We start from the raw sequence: 20094 nt of genomic DNA on the forward strand, positions 1-20094 counted from the left end.
GTTTTTATAGTGCTCCTGGAGCTGTTTTCCATCTAACTGGAAGAAAAGACCTAATAGATGAGCACTAATGGGATAATTATCCAAATATCCCCTTTAAAAAAAGCCCGAACTCTGTAGTCATTCGAGCCCCTTCACGCACCAAGTTCCAATCTCTAGTAATGATTTTCCCATCAGCTAGAACTGTCCAACGTCGGCGTTTAATATGAAGTGTAACTTTCTGAGTGCGAATAGGAAAATCCTTAATTTCAGCGGATGGCATAAAACCTTTTGATTCTAATTTAGCATTTTCATAACCTGAAGGGGCTATGTTCTTTTCATCGAGATAAATATGAAGTTCGTTGTCTTTTGAGACAACATCCATGATATCAAAATATTCTAATAGCCCTTCGGGCATCAATAAAGTCAGAAGTTTACGTTCAGCGTCTTGTAAAGTATATCTATTTAAAATGCTAAACTAACAATAATTAAATTTACCCCCCAAGAATTCCGTATGATCCTCCTTTAACGCCTTAATGCCACTTATCATTCCCGAAGGTGTCAATGAATATTTTGAATTAAGCCACTTCGCTAAAACAGATAATCGTTTAGATATCTTTTTAGTTGAACGCAACGTTACTCCTGAGGAATATTCTTCCGCTAAATTACTTTCTAAAGGTTTCTACGATCCTATTGAAATACAAGATTTTCCTATTCGTGGACTCGATGTTTATTTAAATATTAAGCGACGTAGGAGGCTTAATACAAACACAAATCAATCTGTTCATCGAAATTGGGAGACTGTAGCTAAAGGAACGCGTATCACAAGTGATTTCGCCGCTTTTTTAAAAGCAATCAGCCGATACCCAAGCACATAGCCTACAGGTTATAGTTTCATTTTATGGTGTAAAAGGCAGAAAGCTACAACGTTACTATCGTGATTCACTGAGTGGATTTCGTAAGTGGTCTGATGAGGTTGATGGGAAACACGGATTAAAATTTCCAGAAAACATAGGTCATAATCTATCAATTGATGAGACTAGTCTATCCCTAGGCGAGCTTTATACAGTAGTGACCAACAAAAATGCTAGAGGTAAAAAGGGAACTATAGTCGCTATTATGAGGTTTTAGAAGACGGAAGTGCAATGGTGGTTGTCAAAGAGTACATAGAAAAACTAATTGAGGTCATCTATCTGATTGACAGCAGCCAGACCGTATTCTGTATTAATAACACCACTATAACAGTAAACTAAACCCATAAATGATAACCGAACTTAATACATAACGTCATGAAAAAGCAAACTAGAAAATACAAGATCGATGAGTATCTATTCAATCTCAATGTATGGCAATACCGTAAGGCGATGCAAATTCTGCCAGACCTTTTAAGTATTTCACTAAATACCTTCCACAATTACCGGAGAATACTGCCGGAAAGCACACAAGATATCCCGTATGAAAAAGTCATTCTGATGGAAAAACTGTTTGACTTTCAACATGGCACGTTAGCCTACCGGCACCCAGAAATTGAAAGTTTAAAAAGTATGCTGATCGATGATTGAACCACTCCCTTTTCTTCAAGCCCACGGTCTTTTCCGTAAACACCCCCACAAAAACTGCGTGGTGGCCTTGGGCTAAGGTATTTTTGCAAGCCGCAAATGCGCGGGGGAAACTCTTTTGCAAAAACACCTTTCTTTATTTCCCTTCTTAAATAAAGTATCCAGAAAGGTAGGATTCCAGCTAGAACCCTATATTCACTATTCTGTAACCTTCTTAAAGACTAAAGAATCCTCGGAGGATTCTTACAACCCCGTTTGCAACGCATACAGGTACAGAATAGGGCTTACTGCCCAATTCCTGCTTGCTCAGGTGATGATATCCGGAGAATCCATAACAAAAATTTTGTCCGCCTATGGGTGTTTTTTTGAATGCTGAAAAATATCAAATTCATTTTGGCTCATCACAAATGTTGTATGCAAAAATAAAAAGTTCTTAATATAAGTAAATTGTTGCTTAGCCTTTGCCCATTATGTTATAAATACAGATTTACTTATTTCAATATTTAGTGCGGTATAAAATCCTCCTTCACAAAACTCCGTGCAATTCATCAATTCTTGGAATAAAACAGTTTTCCAATTGTTGATTCCTGAGTTTTTTAAGTGATAGTGATAGTTTCGTTCTAAACCTGTTTTGACGCCATTGGTTTTGTCCGAATGGTAGTCCTGCTCAATATATACTGCCAGCCCTCCTAAAAAATCATTCACCTGGCGCTTTGCCCGTTTATAAAAATCGACCCTGTTGAGTTGGTAGTTAAGGCTAATCAATAATCCTGAATCTAGGGGGGATGTATCATCAATTTCAAAGTCAATCATCAGTGCGCCTTCTTTCATTGCAACTTTTGCAATTAAAAACTGAACATTATCCGGTAAGTTATCATAATAGGCATGAACAAACCGTTTGCCGGGAATGCTTCCATCAACGGATCTTTTTTTGTTATTGCACTTTTGACAAAGAGGAATAAGATTCGAAGAATAAACTGCGAGGACGGGATAATCCTCCTGGGGCAAATAATGGTCAATGGTATCGCTTCCAACCAAACCACAGCAGGTACAGTCCTGGGTATCTAATAAAATACGAGCTCGCAGTTTTTCCAAACGTTTGCCTTCCGCAACTTGTTTGTAGGCAAGCTGTATCGCATCTCGGAATGAAACATCGAGATGTTCGGCTTTTAGAAAAGTTTGGGTTTGTCCTTTCGATAGTTCGTACTGGTCATATATTTCCTTTACCTGAATTTCTTCATCTAATGTCATGTTGTATTGCTTTCGCTTACCAATGAGCCCCAGCCTTAATTCTTCCACGGCATTCGAAAATATGGGTAAATCAAGTTTAATCATTGAGTTTATTGGCTATTTGTGACATTACATATGACCTTGCTTGCATACTTAAACCTTTATCAAAATGTTTCTCAACGAAAGCCAAGACTTCAGAGAGCGAAGTTTTACCAGGTGGAATAAAAAAGTATTGACCAATCATTTCATCCAAAACATCATGATACTGGGAGATATCAGTAGAAAGTCCAAAGGCTGTTTGGGTAAGAATACCAACATTCTCACCAAAGGTTTCTAGTTTTGGAGGGGAGGCTTTAATTGATTTTCCTTCTCTTCTAACCACAAGCACTTGTCTGGAAATGGTTTCCTGTAACACAACAGGTGAATGAGTTGCCACGATCATAGTGGAGTTTGTACGATCAAGTGTATATCTAATGGCTTTCATTAAAACGGCAAGCATGGGGGGATGTAAATGGGTTTCTGGTTCATCAAAAAGTAAAAGCGAGCGCGGTGCAATGGTTGAGATAATGCTTGACATTGCATGTATGACAAACTTATGCCCGGTACTAAGTTGGTTAAAAAAGTGTTCAAGTTCGGTAGCAGTATTATTTGAATATTTCTCTGCTAATAAATGATTGAGCGTTTGCTCCTGTCTCAAAATTTCAATAACAGGCTGAATTAGCTCAGCATTTCTTGTTTGAGAAATCATTTGTATATTTCTGGAAAATTCTTGGGCAAGTTCCTGATTGGATTTTAAAATTGTCTTTTCAATCCGGTCGGAGATAATATCTTCATCAGCCAACCTTCCAGAAGAATGTGCCCGGGAAGCGATTTGTTCGAAGGAGGATTCCAATTCTTTCACGATATTTCGGGTGCCGCAAAACATGTAGGACCCCAGGCCATGCTTCATTTCATTAATAATTCTTTTTTTATGGTCCAGAGTTAATCCAGGAGTATTGAAAGAATCAAAGGGGCTATACGACAAGAAGATTACCCGTGGGAATCCAACACCCTCTGGTGAGATGGTACCAATTGTATCTTGAAGCGTTTGATCAATTCTATCCTGTGGCATTGAGCTTGCAATTCTAGAGAGCCTGGATAGGATGGTACTTTTACCCGATCCGTTTCTACCAATTAAAACACCTATCCGCTCTGGCAAAATGGATTGATAACCGACTGTAGGATTGCTGAAATCAAACTCAATGGAATGTGTTAAGCCTGGCATATCGAATGAAAGCTTTAAATGCATATCGAACAAGGCCTTGTAATTCCTCTCAATAATGATTTTTCCAAGATCAAAAATATCATCATCCAAATTTCTACCCCTTAAAAGGGAGACCTTAAAACCATCTTCTGCCTCAAAGGTATTTCTGATTTCGACATTATTTACCACATCATTTAATGCATTAAGCACCTTTTTCCGAATGGTAGGTTCTAAATCAGACAAGCGTTGATAATAGTCAAGGTCAGCACCCATTGAACAAAAATCCTCATCCAAATATTCCATAACGCCTTCTTTCAGCAGATCAAACTGATTTTTAGACTGACCACGTTTTAAAATTTTGAGGTGACCAATGAGCTGATCCTTATCGCTACTTGATGAAATTGCTGAATGATAAAGTGTGTATGCGGTGAAAAACCAGTAATCATTCCAATTATTTTTTTCTATGACAAAAACGGATTTTTTACTGGAGCGTTCAAAATATCGTTTGTTTTCAGGGATTACTTCAAACAATGGTAAATTTCGATTGGGCATTTCTTTGAGAGATGAAAATTTAAATTTATGAGCTATTATTGATTGAGACGATAATCAGATAATGTTGAGGAGTAATTTATGAAAAATTTTTAATTCTGAATGGATCTATTATAAAATTTGCTTTCCAGTTGCCATGTCAACTTTGACAATTTCAGGATTCTCTTTTCTTCTTAAAATTAACGTAGCAACTGTCCAGTCTTCACTTTTTGGATTGCCTAGAAACATAGGTTGATTTCCACGATCCGCAAATAACATATACCCACGTTTATCTATTTGCTCTAAAAGCTGCCTAAGGTCATAGGCCATACTAACAGAATCCGGATCCGACATGCCTGTCAAATCCCCGTAATTCCTGATGGTTTCAAGCACATAGGCTATAAAATCCATCTCACTTTGGGTTTCGGATTCATCATAGTCCGTATTGTAACCATATACTCCATTGATGATGTTGTATAAAACTTTACCTGATGTAACCTGGGCAAGGAAGAGTGGTTTTTCGTTTCCACTGATTTCTTCAGATGCATTTTTTAACGTGATTCTTACCCAGTTTTCGTGGTTGGTTTTGAGGTATCGCAAAACCTCCTCATTGTAGGTGTCTTCCAACTCATCAATTTCTTTATGATGATTCCGGCATAACAGCAGCAGGTTTTCATATTGATCGTAGCCAAGCAAACCTTCAACATGCCGTGGGCCAGTCGGTTTTGAACTGATAATGTGACACTCTTCACCAATGTTAAATTCTGCATTATCTTCTTTTTTGGTAACCAATTCTGTTTTGCAGATGGCGCACCTGTTACCGGATTTCCCCCATAATAATTTTCTGGTTTTATCTGAAATTGCCATTCGTTGATTTTAGATGGCTTAAATTACAGAATAATCTTTTATTTCTTTCATACGGAAACTGTGATGCCTCTTTTAGCCGGACCTTTCGTGTTTTTACAAAAATCGGTCTTTTGATAGAAAGTCTAGAAGAATCGTCTTAATTGTAGATATAAACAGACAGGATAGGCCAGGAGATCGTAAGTGACGGGTGCAACATTACGGATGTAAATACGACTATGGGCAAGGTCATTTAACAGAGAAATGTACCTTGGTCCACTTCCCGAATAAATTAATATATTTCTCATAGAGGCTAGTCGATAGGGGTTTGATGTCCGAATTTTTAAACAGATTGATTATATTTACACTATAGCAATTGCAGCAAAAAACGTATTAAAAAAATGGTGAGCGATTCGGTGAGTACCAAATCAAGAACACTCCACATACTGAATAAACCCTCGGGATTCACACTAGGTGTGAATCCCGAGGGTTGAGAACAGAAGCGCAGGGCTGGGTTCGTCCGTAGGAGACTCAGGATAGAGTTTAAGAGAGCCGAGGCTGCTAACCCAGTGGAGTCTAATTTAAAGCCTTAGAAGCAAGAACAACGCCTATTAACAAGGACCACCCCCTATACCGTAATTTCCTTTCTAAACGATCCTTCGACTTGTCATCCTGAGCCTGTTGAAGGGCAGGATGACAATTTGGGAAGGTTGTGGCTGATTAAAGAAGTTAATACATATTGTTCTTATGTTGCAAACGCCGTGTTTAGGTATGCTCGTTACAAGGTTGAATCGTGAGGCTGAGCTAACTTTTTCACTCAGGAAAGCGTTTGGTAGCAGAACTGTGCAAATCCCTGCTGGCCCCAGAAAACCCAATTTAAATAACCTTATAATTGTTTATAGTTGTTGCAAGGCTTGTTTTACCATCTCCTTGTTGGGCTTAGAAATGGGGATTTTTTCTCCAGATAATAAGAGTAAAACACCACCATCTTCCTTTAACCAGCTTTTTACGTATTTAGGGTTTACTAAATGACTTTGGTGCGTTCTTAAAAATCCGTTGGGACGCAGTAAATCTGCATATTCTTTAAGTGATTTAGAAACCAATATTTTTTCATCAGTCGAAAGGAAGAAGTGGGTATACGTATTGTCGGCTTCACAACGTATAATTTCTGATAAAGGAACATACCTTATTTCGGTTTGCATAGGCAAGGCAATTTTGCTGACGTTCGTTTCTGGCTTTTTGAGTTGTTGCAGTAAAAAATCGAGCTGTGAAGTTCGTATTTGTTTGGCGAATTTATGTTCAGCTATAGTTACCGCGTTCATCAACTCTTCTATATCAATAGGTTTTAAAAGATAATCTAAGGCGGCAGATTTTACTGCTTGTACACCATATTGGTCGTAAGCAGTAACAAAAATAACATCGAAATTGCGTGACGGTAGCAGTTTCAGTACATCAAAACCTGTTTTCTCACCCATTTGAATATCTAGAAACACTAAATCCGGCAAATTCCTTTCAATAGCCTTAACGGCATCACTTACATTTTGAGCTGTTGCGATTATAGTTACCTGCGGACAGTGCTTTTCTAATAAAGTCCGTAGGTTTTCTACGTTGGAAATTTCGTCATCTACTAATACTGCTCTGATCATGTTATAGCCAATCGGTTAATTTTAAGCTTATTATAGTTCCATTATTGGTTGGTTGTATAGCTAAGATAAAGCGATTTTCTTTATAAATGCTATTTAATAGTGCTATTCTACTGTTACTTAATTGAAGCCCTAAACCATTATGCTTTTCCCCTACATCAAATCCATTTCCATTATCAGTAACCGTTAATACCAAATCATTTGCTTGTTTAATGAATTTGATTGCGATTTTCCCATCGGCTGCTTTTTGTGATATACCATGCTTCACTGCATTTTCTACAAATGGTTGTAGTAGCATACTTGGTATTTCTACGTTATCTAAGTCTTCGGAGTAGTTAATTTCGTGCGTAAAGCCAAATCGCAATTGCTCCATTTGTAAGTAATCGTCGAGTAAACTTTTTTCTTGTGACAAATTAATCAGTTCTTTATCATCAAGCACATGGCGTGTTAAACGAGCAAATTTAGAAAGGTATTTGTTGGCATTGTCTATTTCGTTCTTGTTCATTAAGTTTTGAATGCCAGCGAGTAAATTAAATAGAAAATGAGGATTTAATTGAGAACGAATAGAGCTAAGTTTGAGCTTTGCCATGTTTTGTTGTTGCTCTTTTTCTGCTAGCTTCTTTTTATTTCTTTTTTTGATGAAGTAAAGAATATTGAGAAAGACTAGCCCAATAGAAAATACCGCAATTAGCGTATAAATTAAAAGCTCTTTTTTTGAGTAGCTCTCTTCATCTAGCGTTAAAGAGAGCGTATATCTGCTTATATATTTCTCTGTTTCTTTTGCTGATATATCGCAATCAAGGCACTTGTTCCAGTTGATTAATGGCTGAATAGTAATTTCATAATCTCCCGATTTTTTGAAAATGCTTTTTTCAACCTTTACATAAGGTAAAGGTGCACCAGCTTTATTAAGATAACCGCCGTATAGCCACGAAGTGGATTCAAATATTGTTTTATCCGTTCTCTTGTCTTTTACGGACATATAATAGAGATAATCAATATCCGTTGCTTCTTTCACAATGGTTAGTTCGTCGTCTTTCTTATTAAAAGTGAGATTTATCTTTTCTTTAGGCTCTAATATATCGTTGTAGTCAACGCCTTTTTCTGTTGCAAAACGCTTTGCTATGACTTCGATTTTTGCTCTCGGAATAGGCTTGCCGTAAAAAACAGATTTCTGTATATCAAGAGGTTTTTCGATGCTGTAGATTAGTATAGTAATAGTTTTTCCTTGTATAGGGAAAATGCCAAGTGTTGTAGTGCTGAGTACTTCGTCTTTGAAGTCGTCATCTTTCCTTACAACATTCTTTAGGTCCTCTTTGTTGATCGATTTATTGATCACAATGGTTTCATTATCGGCTAAAATAGTATATCGAAAATGCTGTACACTTTCCGTCTTTCTAAAATAAATTTGGACACTTATATTGTTTACTTCAGGCAAATAACTAAAAGAAGTATTAGGTTGGTTAGGAAATATTTGGTTATAATAAATGTTTTTAGCTGAGCTATCCACACACATAAGTAGTCTTCCTCCGCCGGGATACGTATGGGAAAAGTTGATGCCTTTTTGTGCATTTACCGCAGACAGGGTGATAATAAAGATGAAAAATGTATAGAAGGTTTTTGTCATGGTGTTGAGTTTAATTTTCATCAAACTTGTCACAATCATAGCAAAGCTGAAACCATAAAATAGCAAAGACAGTGTTTGAAATAGTAAATATAATATTTTGTGCAGTATTTGAATATCAAAACAAGAGAACCCTTTATGGTAATTTACTCCAGCTACGGTATAGAGAAACTTCGGAGGTGGGGCATAGGTCGATCCGGAGGAGGAGCAGGATAGAGTTTAGAGCAGCGAGGTTGCTATAAACCCAGTGGAAGCTAATTTAAAGCCTTACAAGCAAGGATAAAATCTCTTAGCAAGAATCATCCTCTTATCACGTTATCCCTTTCTAAGCAATCCTTTGACTTGTCATCCTGAGCCTGTCGAAGGACAGCATGACAATTTGGAAAGTCTGCACCTGATTTAGCTTTTCTGTGAGCCGCTTTAATTTGTTCTACTGAAAACATTTTTTTTGCTTGTTAAACGATTTGTTGAATTACAAGCAATCATGGTGATAGACGCCGTCAAAATGATTACTGATTTTAGAGTTACTTTTTCCATTGCCTTTTAATTATGATTACAATGCAAAGTTGCAAATGCTAACCCCGCTGTAATTTTAAAAAATCGTTTTTCTTACTTCGATACTTGAATAAGATCATCTGTTAATATAAATTTGTCACACTACGGAGATATTTATAGATATACAAAAAAGTAAAATTATGGATAAGAGAATCACAGAACACGACATACTCGAACAGGAAACCAAACTCTACCAAGCAATCAAAGAAAGCAAAATAACTTTACTTGACGAGTTACTGCACAATGATTTGTTGTTCATCCTCCCTAGCGGTGAGGTAATAACCAAAGCAATCGATCTTAGTACATATCGCGATGGAGCATTAAAGGTTTATGAATTGCTCCCTGAAGTTGAAAATCTGAATATTATCGATGATATGGCAGTCATCACACTAACAATGAGATTGAAAGGGACGTATAACGATTCGCCATTTGAAGCTAATTATCGCTATATAAGGTTCTGGAAAAAATTCGATGATGGAATTAAAGTAGTAGGCGGAAGCGGAACAGCTATTTGATTAGAATAATGTTAATTACAAAAACCGTTTGAAATTTTCAGGGGTGTCTCCAGTAAACTGCTTAAAATCCTTTATAAAATGTGATTATGTCTTTGTTTTGTATTTAAGTGTTCGTGATTCGCTTTGCTTAATTCCTTTTTTATACTTTAGTAGCTAATAAATCGCTTTGGCTAATTTTTGGTGAGAATTGAGTTTTTTCTCAGTTTAAACCTATATTTCGGCAAGCTGAGGTCCGTTAACGATATTTTAGTCTACGATATGAATATTCCAGATAAAAACGATATTTTCCCCATTTCTAATTATAACAAACTGTGTTTTTTGAAAAACATAATTAAAAATCCTAATATTATTGTTGGTGATTATACCTATTATGATGATTTTGAAAACATCGAGAATTTTGAGAAAAATGTAAAATATCATTTTGATTTTATTGGAGACAAGTTAATAATTGGAAAATTTTGCATGATAGCTTCGGATGTGAAATTTATAATGAATGGAGCTAATCACAAAATGGATGGAATTACAGCCTATCCATTTTATATTTTTGGAAAGGATTGGGGTAAATCAGCGCCAAAAAAAGAAGAATTACCTTATAAAGGAGATACTATTATCGAAAATGATGTTTGGATAGGACATAATGTGGTGATTATGCCTGGAGTAAAAATCGGAAACGGAGCAATAATTTCAACAAACTCAACGGTTACTAAAAATGTAGAACCTTACACTATTGTTGGTGGAAATCCAGCAAAAGAAATAAAAAAGAGGTTTTCGGAAGAAAGAATTCAGGAATTATTAGAAATGGAATGGTGGAATTGGGAAATAGAAAAAATAACTGAAAATATTGGATATTTAACCACTAAAATATAATACAAAACATACTATAATAGCAGTTTGGTGAACCAGATGCTGTAAGCTATTTTCCCAAATATAAAAGCGGAGAGAAGTTTTAAATTGAACCTTAACGTTGTGAAAACACAAATTATCAACAAACTGCAACCGCTTATGGGGTGTTTTAAAAAGTTTATACGCACACATACAATATATGGGAACTTGGGGAACAGCTGTTAAAGACAGTGATTACCGTTGCCCGTAATCACTTTTTTTTAAGTTAAAATGAAATCGTACTAAACTTGTATCTCTTCGCATCCGTTCCTTCCATATGTGACAGGATGACAATCCCACCATTCGTTTGGAAAAATATGTTCGGATCTACAGCCATAGCAAATGCATTCTGCTGTTGGATAGTGTTTAATGGTAATGATTTAAACGTTCTGTCATCATAAACAAAATATCCATCCTTATCAATAACGGTCAGCAGGGTAGGGTGTATGGTCTTAACGCCATATAGATTATCAATATTTATTTTACTCTGATTTAGATCTACCCAATAGCGGAATGTTGGCAAAGGCTTAAGGTCTCGCTTTAGTTCCATAAAGTTCCAAATTAAATATAATTTATCTTCTTTTAGCTGGTAGGCATAAGAGCCAAATGCTGTTTTTGGATCCGTAGTCAATTCATTTTGGCGTTTGTCTAACAAGACATTCCACATGCTTTTACCTTGGTGGTCAAGGGACATTATCAGACCTTTACCATAATGCAGTTCATGTTCCTCTGTTATGATAGGGGATCCCGCCTGTTTCTTAGGTCTTATAATATCTAATTGTTCCTCTGCTAGGAGCAGTACACCTCCGGATGGCTTTATGAGTACATCTTTTAAGAAGATGTTCTCTAATACAAAGCCCTCTTTAATGGCTGTTTTTCTGGTTAATATAGCCTGTAACAGCGATTCTTCAAAGATTTCGATGCGATTATGTATTAGTTCTCCCGATGTTCCAATTTCACAATACCATGTCGCTTGGCAGTCTGTATTTTTTTGTTCTAGGGGCCCAAGGATACCCGCGATAATTAATTTTCCAGTCCCGTATTTGTATTTTATTTTGAACGGGTGCATACCCATCCAAATTGATTGGAGATACTTTATAAAGGTCTTTTCCAACAGCTAGTACCTGGTATTGATGTTGTTTTCTCGATATTCTAATATCTTTGAAAAGGTATGTCGTTCCGTTGTTATCAACGACGAGACTATTGTTTGGCCCTCTTTCTGCGGCGTTTTCAAGCGTTAGATCTTTACTCCATAATGGAGATAAGTCAGCACTATTATATACCTTCAAACGTAATTTTTCTTTGCTCTCTTTTTCATAGGTTTTTTCAGTAAGTACAGCTAGTTTACTGCCATCAGGCGAGAAGCTGATCACATAGTTTGGGGCTTTGGATTGGCTGGAGGCACTTTCTGTTTCCAATATTTTTATATCAGTTGCTAGTGTGCCATCGTCTAATACCTGTTGTACATAGCATGAGCTTTCTTGTTTTTCTTTGTTCCAGCCATCCAAAAATATATATACTTTTCCATTGCTTAGTTCTGTGTATTTATGGTATCTCGCATCATTCCATATACCGGTAGTTGCTTCAATATTTTTTGCAAAAAGAAGTTTTAAAGCTGGGGAATATTTCTCGAGAATAATAGTTTTTGTACTTATGGGGCCAGACTCCCGCAATAGGTAGTATCCAGATTCATCATGTCCTAGTACACGCGTCCAATAGGTATTGCTAAATGCGTTTGTATATTCCTCGGTACTGATTACTTGTTGGGAGAATACGAGGGTGCTAAGCATAGTAAACCCTATCGATAGTAGTCTTTTCATTATCTTGATTTTGCCCAAGTATTATATTCGTTTATTACATCAAAGAAATTAAATAAGGTGTAACCTTTAGCCTTCGATTTTATCTTTTCTGCTAACTCAGGATTGTCTTCAACCATGGCCGACATGTTTTTAGAAAAGGAAAGACCTAACATACCATGCTCTATAGGTTTTTTAGGGTCTTTAGCTATTATAGTCTTGCTTTCATATCTTCTTTTATCAAAATCTTGCCAGCTTTCACCACTTTGCTGCTTGATAAAGCCATAATTTTCGGCCGTGGAATACCATAGATAGACACGGATGGCTCCATCTTTAACGACTAGGTTGAAATTAGGCTTTTTAAATAAGCCCCCATTGTAATTAATAGATTCGTAGAGTTTGTCTGCGATTTGGTAACCCTTCAGTTGGTCAGATTTGTATTTCGCGGCAGGTTTTCTATCAGATTTGCTAAGGTAAAATTCAACTGAATTCTGGTTGTTGTTTCCTATACCGCCTATAGCACAGCGTTGTCCAGCTTTTATAAAGCCTTGTACGGTGTCACCCTCCAGCTTGATAATATAACCAGGGTATAACTGACCTACTTGATAGATATCAGAATTCCAATCCACAACGCGGTCTGTTTCCATAGTCTGGGCCAATAAATTTCCAGAAAGTAGTAATGTGGTACATGTGATAAACAGATGTTTCATTTTATAGTTGGTTATTGTTTAATATTTTTCTCACTCTCCATAAAATGCAAGTACATTCATAATGTCTTTTGTATTGATGACTTCTGACGGTATTGGTTAGTGGCATTTAGTGATTTTTTTATCGATATAATATATATGATTATACTATAAAGAAAGTGTGATGCAAAAAAGATGCCAAGGAGCTATGGGTAACAGAATGCATTATTTGTTTTTATAACGTTGATAGTCATTTTTTTTAGTTGTTTTTTTATTGAGATGTATGACCAGGTTTTACATTCTCGAATAAATAGAACCTTAAGCAATCTTTAATCTTTGTATGCTGGAATATCTAGGTCTGATATGTAGATTTTTACCATTTGTATAATGACTATATAACAGCGTGGCTTGCTTATTTGTGCCAACTATAGTTAAGCGGCCTTGTTTTGAGCATGTATGCAAGATAGGTTTCACTCTAATCGTTTGTTGGTCGAAATATATGTTTTGGACGAATGGGAATGCAAGGTTTAATTTACTGACCTTTGCTTTTCAAGAACATGTTGATGAAAGAATATTTTCCTCCTAGGAGGAAGTTTTTAGACTACAATTCCGCTCTGATTCTACTCAGTTGTGTAGGTGTAATCGCTAGATAGGAGGCGATGTGGTGCAGCTTTAGGCGGGAAACAACCGTTGGATATGTTCTCGTAAAATCTAAATAGCGCTGTTTGGCCGTGTCTGCCTTAAGGGTGATTTCACCGAATTCTTTTTCAATGACCCAATGGCGCTCTAAGTAGCTGATGTAAAAATTAGCAATATCGTTATAGGCCATTGTCAAGGCTCTGAAGTCACTAAAGTTGTAGCTTATTAGTTCGGTGTCTTCGAGTGCCTGTATGGAGAAAATACTAGGTTCTTGCGTCAATAGGGCGCTGGTAGATGCTACTAATGAGTTTTCAGCAAAGAACTTCTTAATTATCTTTTCTCCTTTATCATTTTGGTAGCTGTAGGAAAGTAAACCTTTACGGACAAAAGTGATTTTTTTAGGTACCATTCCTTCGTTTAATAGATAATCTCCTTTTTGTAGCTCAGACTTTACCAATAGGGCAGACCATGCCGCTTTTGACTCCTCAGCTAACAATATATACCTGTCTATAAAATCCCAAAATGACGTCATTAGTATAAAGATAATTAAGAATCGGCGAAAATGATTTATTAAATTTATGTTCTCTCAACATATGTAAACGTTTTTAAAAATGACTACGGTTAATTTTGTTTTAACAATTAAAATAAAACAAAATGAGAACATTCTTGCTTACCTTATCTGTAGTACTTATAGGGCTACAGGTATTTTCACAAACAAATACTAATAAAAAAAACATGACAAAGATAACGCATAAAAACCCATCATCAATTTTTGATCCGACCCCATTTGGTTTTGCACATGCGACGAGCGCTACCGGCAATGGGAAATATGTATTTATATCAGGCCAAAGCGGTGGCGAAGATTTAGAGCATAGCCTGTCGCCAGACTTCAGAACGCAAGTTCAATTTACGTTGAAGAACTTGGATACAGTACTTAAAGAATATGATTTAAAGCCGGCTGATGTACTAAAAATCACGGTATTGATTGTCGATCATGATCAAGATAAGCTTAAGATATGGACAGAGGAGATGCATAAGTTGTGGACGAACAATGAATTTCCGGCAAGCACTTTGATTCCTGTTCCGCGTTTAGCGTTGGATGGTATGCTGATAGAAGTCGATGCAACAGCCTTTATGCCCTTATAGTCCGTAAAAGGAGGTTTATACACTTATTATAGCAGACTAGATCCGTTAAGTAAGTCTCTGCGGGAGAAGAATCGAGCTATCTATTTAGAAATTATATAGTAAAGGCCGTCTCTAGAGACGGCCTTTACTATATAATTTTGTGTTCAAATTACTTTTCCCAAACCAAAGCACTTGCTCCTAAGATGGCTGCATCTGCTTCTTCGAGTTCGCTGAAAACTAATTTCACTTTATTTCTAAATAATGGGAAGAGGTTTCTTTCCATATGTAGTTTTGCTGGTTTCAAGATGAAATCGCCCGCCTTAATCACCCCTCCAAAAAGAAGGATAGCTTCTGGCGATGAGAACATCACAAAATTTGCTAGGGCTTCACCTAGTTTTTGTCCTGTATATCTGAATACTTCAATAGCTATAGGGTCACCTTTTAAGGCACATTCATGGACGGTTTTAGAACTGATAGCCTCCTCAGGATATTGGTTCAGCATAGACTCTGGAAATTCAGCTCTCATTTTCTTTGCTGTAATCGTGATTCCTGTTGCCGAAGCGTAGGCCTCTAAGCTTCCTTCGGAACCTGTGCCCCAGTGCTTTCTTCCACCAGGCTTCACGATGGTATGTCCTAACTCGCCAGCAAAACCGTCATGTCCATAGATAAGCTTTCCAGCCGCTACAATTCCGCTTCCTACGCCTGTTCCTAAGGTAATCATGATGAAATCTTTCATGCCTCGTGCTGCTCCGAAAAGCATCTCACCATAAGCTGCAGCATTTGCATCATTTGTAATAGAACATGGTATATTGAATTTAGCCGTTACTAGCTTACTAAAAGGTATGGTCCCTTTCCAAGGAAGGTTAGGAGCGTGCTCTATTGTTCCTGTATAATGATTAGCGTCGGGCGCGCCTACACCGATTCCATCGAAGCTTTTCTCGCCACCGAACATTTCAATCAATGGGTATGCTTTTTCATATAAGGCGTCGATGAACTCTTCGACAGTCTTATAGCTGTCTGTTTTCAAGCTTCCTCTTTCAAGAACTTCGCCGCGATGGTTGACTACTCCGAATTTCGTATTTGTACCACCGATATCGATTCCCAGCGCTACGCGTTTTGATAAATCTATTAATGACATTTCTATTTTTAGTGTTTAAAGTTCTAAAATTTTAAAAATATGATATATTATGGAAGAATAAAATGAAGAAATTCAAATATAAAAATATTCTTTAGATAAAGGTGCAACCTATTTTGTCTTTAACTCAATCTATAAGTTAAAGAAGTTTAATTTAAGCCTCAAGCAATCATTATTTTTCAAAGAGTTGCTGTCTTCATGGTTAAAATCAAGACAATATTCCTGTTGTAAATTCACTGTTTTTCCTGTTTATCGCCTCAAAGAGACCTCTTTTTTGTGATTGAATGCTACAGATGATAAGCTAATATATAAAAATATGGCCATTATGGATTCCCGTAAAGAGCGGGAAAACCATTTGTATAGTTTTGGCAGTACATATTAGTTAATCATCATTTACGTAGCCTTAGGTATGAATAAATACTTTTATTTAATAGAAACGGAACGCTTTGGTCCGGTATCTTACTTTGATCTTCAGCGAGCGAATATTACAGAAGACACGCTTGTTTGGTATGAGGGATTGGAAGATTGGGTAGAAGCTAAAGAATCCCCAGAGTTAGCCATGTTATTTGTGCCTAAGGACACTATGGAAAATAACGAACAGCAGGATAGCCTAGCCGAAGAAGTTAGTCCTACTGCCGTTGTAGAAGAACCTGTAAAGCCCCTTGTAAATCCTCTACAAAAGGAGGCTTTCACGCCTAACGATGGTACTCCAAAACAAGAAGTCAATAGCTATGAAACGACGGAGTCAAAAAGCTTTTTAGCAACCGCATTTAGTTTTGAAGGTAGGATTCGAAGAAGTGAATATTGGTTCTCTCTTTTTATCCTTTTTCTTGCATGGCTTTTGATAACAGCAGTATCCCAAAGTGCGGATGGGGCGATAGCTGGCTTTGTATCGTTGCTTATTTTACCTCTCTTTTGGTTTTCCTTAGCCGTAAATACTAGACGATGCCATGATTTAGGAAATTCAGGATGGTATCAGTTTATCCCGTTTTATGGTTTTTGGATGTGTTTTGCCGATGGTGATGCTTTCACGAATGATTACGGTCCTGACCCAAAAGGAATGAACCGATAATTGATTTTTTAAGATAGCCACACTGATTCATGAAGAGAATTTCATTAATAGCAAACTCTAGTATTCAATATTACAAGTATGAGGTTAATATTGATCTAAATTTCGGTAAGGAGAATCGTTTTTACTATGATCAACCTTTTGATACGAACTATTTCGATTTTATACTTGATCCTGTTTTAAAGGTTAATACCGAGGGAGGTGAGCAATATTATCGTTTGCAAGAGCTTATTGACAAAGATTTTGTAATTAATAAGCGTCTAAAAGAAGAAGCGGACCTAAGCCTTTGTACGGCCGTTACGAATGAGGTATATGAAGAAAGCAATCTTAAGCAGGTGCTGAAGCAATACCAAAACTTGTGGCTTCCTCTTCCATTTTTTAAAGAAAATGCGATTAATAAGGATTTGCTTTTTCCTACAGATTGGGTACGTGTATTTTTCACCTGTGATGATGATTTTACAAAAGCGTCTATTGTTTTCGCTATTGATACATCATTGGCGCGTGGAGAAGACGATCGCACAGGGCCACAGCTGAGTAATAATCCCGATGAGAACGTATTTCGTATACAGTCTGACGAGATTAATTTAAGCAATTTCTTATTTACCCAAGATGGGTCACTGACATGGATTGACAAATACCTTGCAGAAGTATTTTACGGTAAAAATGAGGAAGAGCGTTACAATCACCCCATCAAAAAGTATGTAGCCAAATACATTATGTTGATGAAGTGGCTTGCTAATCAAGTGGAGTCTCCGGAGATACAACTTTTTACAGATAATGTACGTAAAAAAGCAGTCGATTTGGTGATTGATATTGGTAATTCTGCTACCTGTGCCTTATTGTTTGAAAATAGCGATAGCGATAATTTTGAGTTTGATAGCGTTAAAAAGTTGATTATCCAAGATTATACTGATCCACATCAGGAGTATAACAACTCTTTTCCAATGAACTTAGTGTTCAGCGAGTCGAGTTTTGGACATATCAATACAGATAATTACCATAACAACAAGTTTACTGTTCCAAGTTTCGTTCGTATAGGCTTTGAAGCCGAACGATTGATTAACAATGCTAGTACTAATTTAGACTTGGGGTATGAACTTAAGACCTTTAATTCTAGCCCCAAACGGTATTTGTGGGATGATCAATTGAGTGATCGTGAATGGGAGTATCAACCAATAAATTCCAACCGGGTAAAGAAAGTTTACCTCAACGGAATCTCCGAACAGCTTAGTCTACATGGAGACCTATTAAAAGGCAATGATGTTTTTGGTGCCAAATCATTATTTTCTAGAGGCTCTTTGATGAAATTTGTGTTCTTAGAAATGTTGATACACGCACATGTACAGATTAACTCTTACAAATTTAGGGAAGAGCATGGGGACATGACAGTTCCTCGAATTATCAAGAGAATCACGATTTCCTGTCCAACGGGAATGATTCAGCATGAGCAAATTGCACTACGAAAAGCCGCAGAGGAAGCTTGTGCGCTACTGGAGGGATATCAACAGTTTTACTTTGATCAGGAAGAGAATGAAAATTGGTTTAAGAAACCTGAAATTGTACCTAGCATAGGAGATATTTCTAAAAAAATTAGTCAGCAAGAGGATAAAAAGGACTGGATGTACGATGAGGCTACCTGTAGTCAGTTGGTCTTCGTATACAGTTTGTTCGCAAAAAAGCTGAAGGGTAATAATTATGTGATTGAACATTACTTATTTAATAATAAGAATCACCTAAAGATTGCTTCAATTGATATTGGTGCCGGTACTACAGATGTTATTATAAATCAATACGACTTAAAAACAACGAATACGATTCAAGAGGTAACTCCGGTGCCTTTATTTTGGGATAGCTTCAAAGTTGCTGGGGATGATTTGTTGAAAGAGTTGATACAAAAAATCATTATTCGTGGTAATACTGCTGTAGGAGAGGTGAATGATTTTGGAGGACTAGAAAACTATGGTAAAGCCAAGGGAATTAGTGATATTAAAAACCGTATCAATGGTTTTTTTGGTGAAAATTCTAATAATATAGGCTACTTAGCCAAGATGATGCGTAAATCTTTTGTGCATCAAGTTGCTACACCAATCATCCTTAAGTTTTTAGAACAGGCGAATCATACAGCTGTACTTTCGTTAACCTTTGAAGAAATAATAGGGAAGGAATTTGAGAATAAAGAGCTGGTGAAATATTTTGAGAAGTTTTTCGGTTTTAGCTTTTTGGAAATAAAATGGCAAATCTCTGGCAGCCAAGTAAACCAGGTAGTTGGTGCTGTGTTCGAGAGTCTTGTAAAGCAGATTTCTTTAGTTATCAATCAATATGAATGTGATTATGTCGTGCTTTCGGGGAAACCTGCTTCTTTATTAAGTTACGAAGGATTGTTTAAGAAATTTTTGGCAACCTCTCCTAATAATGTTATCAACCTTAATAATTATTGGATAGGCAACTGGTATCCTTTTGCTGACAATATGGGCGTCGTGAATGACCCAAAGACTATTGTTAGTGTTGGTGCTATCGTTGCCTTGATGGCGGGTAAACTTAATAAGATTCAAGATTTTCGATTAAATAGTGCCGTATTGGCAAGAAATCTAAATTCAACAGCCGACTATATTCTTTCTAAAGTAGATAATGTCAAAACTGTTATGCTTACGCCTCAGAATAATGAAGGTAGTATACTCGTGAAGACTATACCCTTTGCTTTTGGATATGCGAAATATACAGCACAAAACTATACCTATTCCGCTCTCTACAAATTTGGCCTGGATATTAAACAAATGGAAGAGGTTTTCAGGATGCGATTTATTGGAAAGGAACCGTCATTTTATGAAGAATTAATTAACAAGGAAAGAGGAGAAATATTAAAACATTTACCCTTAAAAGTGACACTCTCTAGGGATATAGATGAAAGTAAAGAACTATTATCTATTGAGCATATTGAAGATGCCGAAGGGAATGAAAAGCCCTTGAAATTCTTCACGTTACATTATCAAACATTAGATAATGTACAAGGGTACTGGTTAGATACATGTGAGTTTGTTTTATAGCG

The 20094-nt window shown here is 36.7% G+C and carries 18 protein-coding genes; 7 read left to right on the top strand and 11 right to left on the bottom strand.

The features are described 5' to 3' along the window. Nucleotides 1-76: 76 nt before the first annotated feature. A complete protein-coding gene (locus tag WH223_RS16000) occupies nucleotides 77-448 on the bottom strand; it encodes an ISAon1 family transposase N-terminal region protein (RefSeq protein ID WP_445265625.1) in 372 nt (123 codons plus the stop codon). Nucleotides 449-512: 64 nt separating this feature from the next. On the opposite strand from WH223_RS16000, the gene WH223_RS16005 reads away from it, so the two are divergent. After that, nucleotides 513-854: an ISAon1 family transposase N-terminal region protein gene (locus WH223_RS16005; RefSeq protein ID WP_340048769.1), complete on the top strand. Its 342-nt coding sequence runs from the start codon at nucleotides 513-515 to the stop codon at nucleotides 852-854. A 411-nt stretch (nucleotides 855-1265) separates the two neighbouring features. Continuing rightward, nucleotides 1266-1538, top strand: a complete 273-nt coding sequence (locus WH223_RS16010) for a hypothetical protein (RefSeq protein WP_340048770.1) — start codon at nucleotides 1266-1268, stop codon at nucleotides 1536-1538. 465 nt (nucleotides 1539-2003) lie between these two features. Here the strand turns inward: WH223_RS16010 and WH223_RS16015 are convergent, their stop codons facing one another. From WH223_RS16015 to WH223_RS16035, 5 genes are all read right to left on the bottom strand, one after another. Beyond that, complete coding sequence (locus tag WH223_RS16015; RefSeq protein ID WP_340048771.1) at nucleotides 2004-2870, bottom strand: HNH endonuclease; 867 nt, start codon at nucleotides 2868-2870, stop codon at nucleotides 2004-2006. Next, a complete protein-coding gene (locus WH223_RS16020; RefSeq protein ID WP_340048772.1) occupies nucleotides 2863-4560 on the bottom strand; it encodes an ATP-binding protein in 1698 nt (565 codons plus the stop codon). Before WH223_RS16020 ends, WH223_RS16015 begins: the two co-directional genes overlap by 8 nt. Before the next feature lie 108 nt (nucleotides 4561-4668). Next, nucleotides 4669-5403 carry an HNH endonuclease gene (locus WH223_RS16025; RefSeq protein ID WP_340048773.1) on the bottom strand — a complete coding sequence of 245 codons (735 nt, stop codon included), beginning with the start codon at nucleotides 5401-5403 and terminating at the stop codon, nucleotides 4669-4671. 872 nt (nucleotides 5404-6275) lie between these two features. Beyond that, on the bottom strand, nucleotides 6276-7025 hold the full coding sequence (locus WH223_RS16030) for a LytR/AlgR family response regulator transcription factor (protein WP_340048774.1): 750 nt from the start codon (nucleotides 7023-7025) through the stop codon (nucleotides 6276-6278). A 1-nt stretch (nucleotide 7026) separates the two neighbouring features. Then, nucleotides 7027-8649 carry a sensor histidine kinase gene (locus WH223_RS16035; RefSeq protein ID WP_340048775.1) on the bottom strand — a complete coding sequence of 541 codons (1623 nt, stop codon included), beginning with the start codon at nucleotides 8647-8649 and terminating at the stop codon, nucleotides 7027-7029. 692 nt (nucleotides 8650-9341) lie between these two features. Here WH223_RS16035 and WH223_RS16040 point away from each other — a divergent pair. Together WH223_RS16040 and WH223_RS16045 are read left to right on the top strand one after the other, a co-directional pair. Further along, the gene (locus WH223_RS16040) at nucleotides 9342-9716 is read left to right on the top strand and encodes a nuclear transport factor 2 family protein (RefSeq protein ID WP_340048776.1); all 375 of its coding nucleotides are present in this window, start codon (nucleotides 9342-9344) and stop codon (nucleotides 9714-9716) included. A gap of 258 nt (nucleotides 9717-9974) precedes the next feature. Then, nucleotides 9975-10583, top strand: a complete 609-nt coding sequence (locus tag WH223_RS16045; RefSeq protein ID WP_340048777.1) for a Vat family streptogramin A O-acetyltransferase — start codon at nucleotides 9975-9977, stop codon at nucleotides 10581-10583. Between the two features lie 241 nt (nucleotides 10584-10824). On the opposite strand, the gene WH223_RS16050 is transcribed toward WH223_RS16045, so the two are convergent. The 4 genes from WH223_RS16050 to WH223_RS16065 all read right to left on the bottom strand — a co-directional run bounded on the left by WH223_RS16050 (nucleotide 10825) and on the right by WH223_RS16065 (nucleotide 14251). After that, on the bottom strand, nucleotides 10825-11667 hold the full coding sequence (locus tag WH223_RS16050; RefSeq protein ID WP_340048778.1) for a hypothetical protein: 843 nt from the start codon (nucleotides 11665-11667) through the stop codon (nucleotides 10825-10827). Further along, nucleotides 11555-12418, bottom strand: a complete 864-nt coding sequence (locus tag WH223_RS16055) for a hypothetical protein (RefSeq protein ID WP_340048779.1) — start codon at nucleotides 12416-12418, stop codon at nucleotides 11555-11557. Before WH223_RS16055 ends, WH223_RS16050 begins: the two co-directional genes overlap by 113 nt. After that, on the bottom strand, nucleotides 12418-13104 hold the full coding sequence (locus tag WH223_RS16060) for a hypothetical protein (protein WP_340048780.1): 687 nt from the start codon (nucleotides 13102-13104) through the stop codon (nucleotides 12418-12420). The genes WH223_RS16055 and WH223_RS16060 overlap by 1 nt, the downstream gene beginning before the upstream one ends. Before the next feature lie 577 nt (nucleotides 13105-13681). Next, the gene (locus tag WH223_RS16065; RefSeq protein WP_340048781.1) at nucleotides 13682-14251 is read right to left on the bottom strand and encodes a Crp/Fnr family transcriptional regulator; all 570 of its coding nucleotides are present in this window, start codon (nucleotides 14249-14251) and stop codon (nucleotides 13682-13684) included. Nucleotides 14252-14454: 203 nt separating this feature from the next. Here WH223_RS16065 and WH223_RS16070 point away from each other — a divergent pair, with 203 nt between their 5' ends. Beyond that, nucleotides 14455-14865, top strand: a complete 411-nt coding sequence (locus WH223_RS16070) for a RidA family protein (RefSeq protein ID WP_340048782.1) — start codon at nucleotides 14455-14457, stop codon at nucleotides 14863-14865. 148 nt (nucleotides 14866-15013) lie between these two features. Here WH223_RS16070 and WH223_RS16075 read toward each other — a convergent pair whose 3' ends face one another. Beyond that, a complete protein-coding gene (locus WH223_RS16075) occupies nucleotides 15014-15982 on the bottom strand; it encodes an ROK family protein (RefSeq protein ID WP_340048783.1) in 969 nt (322 codons plus the stop codon). 406 nt (nucleotides 15983-16388) lie between these two features. On the opposite strand from WH223_RS16075, the gene WH223_RS16080 reads away from it, so the two are divergent. Further along, nucleotides 16389-17051 carry a DUF805 domain-containing protein gene (locus WH223_RS16080; RefSeq protein WP_340048784.1) on the top strand — a complete coding sequence of 221 codons (663 nt, stop codon included), beginning with the start codon at nucleotides 16389-16391 and terminating at the stop codon, nucleotides 17049-17051. A gap of 29 nt (nucleotides 17052-17080) precedes the next feature. Beyond that, nucleotides 17081-20092, top strand: a complete 3012-nt coding sequence (locus WH223_RS16085; RefSeq protein ID WP_340048785.1) for a virulence factor SrfB — start codon at nucleotides 17081-17083, stop codon at nucleotides 20090-20092. Nucleotides 20093-20094 lie beyond the last annotated feature (2 nt).

The sequence above is a fragment of the Sphingobacterium sp. MYb382 genome, from assembly GCF_037572665.1.
Classification (GTDB): domain Bacteria; phylum Bacteroidota; class Bacteroidia; order Sphingobacteriales; family Sphingobacteriaceae; genus Sphingobacterium.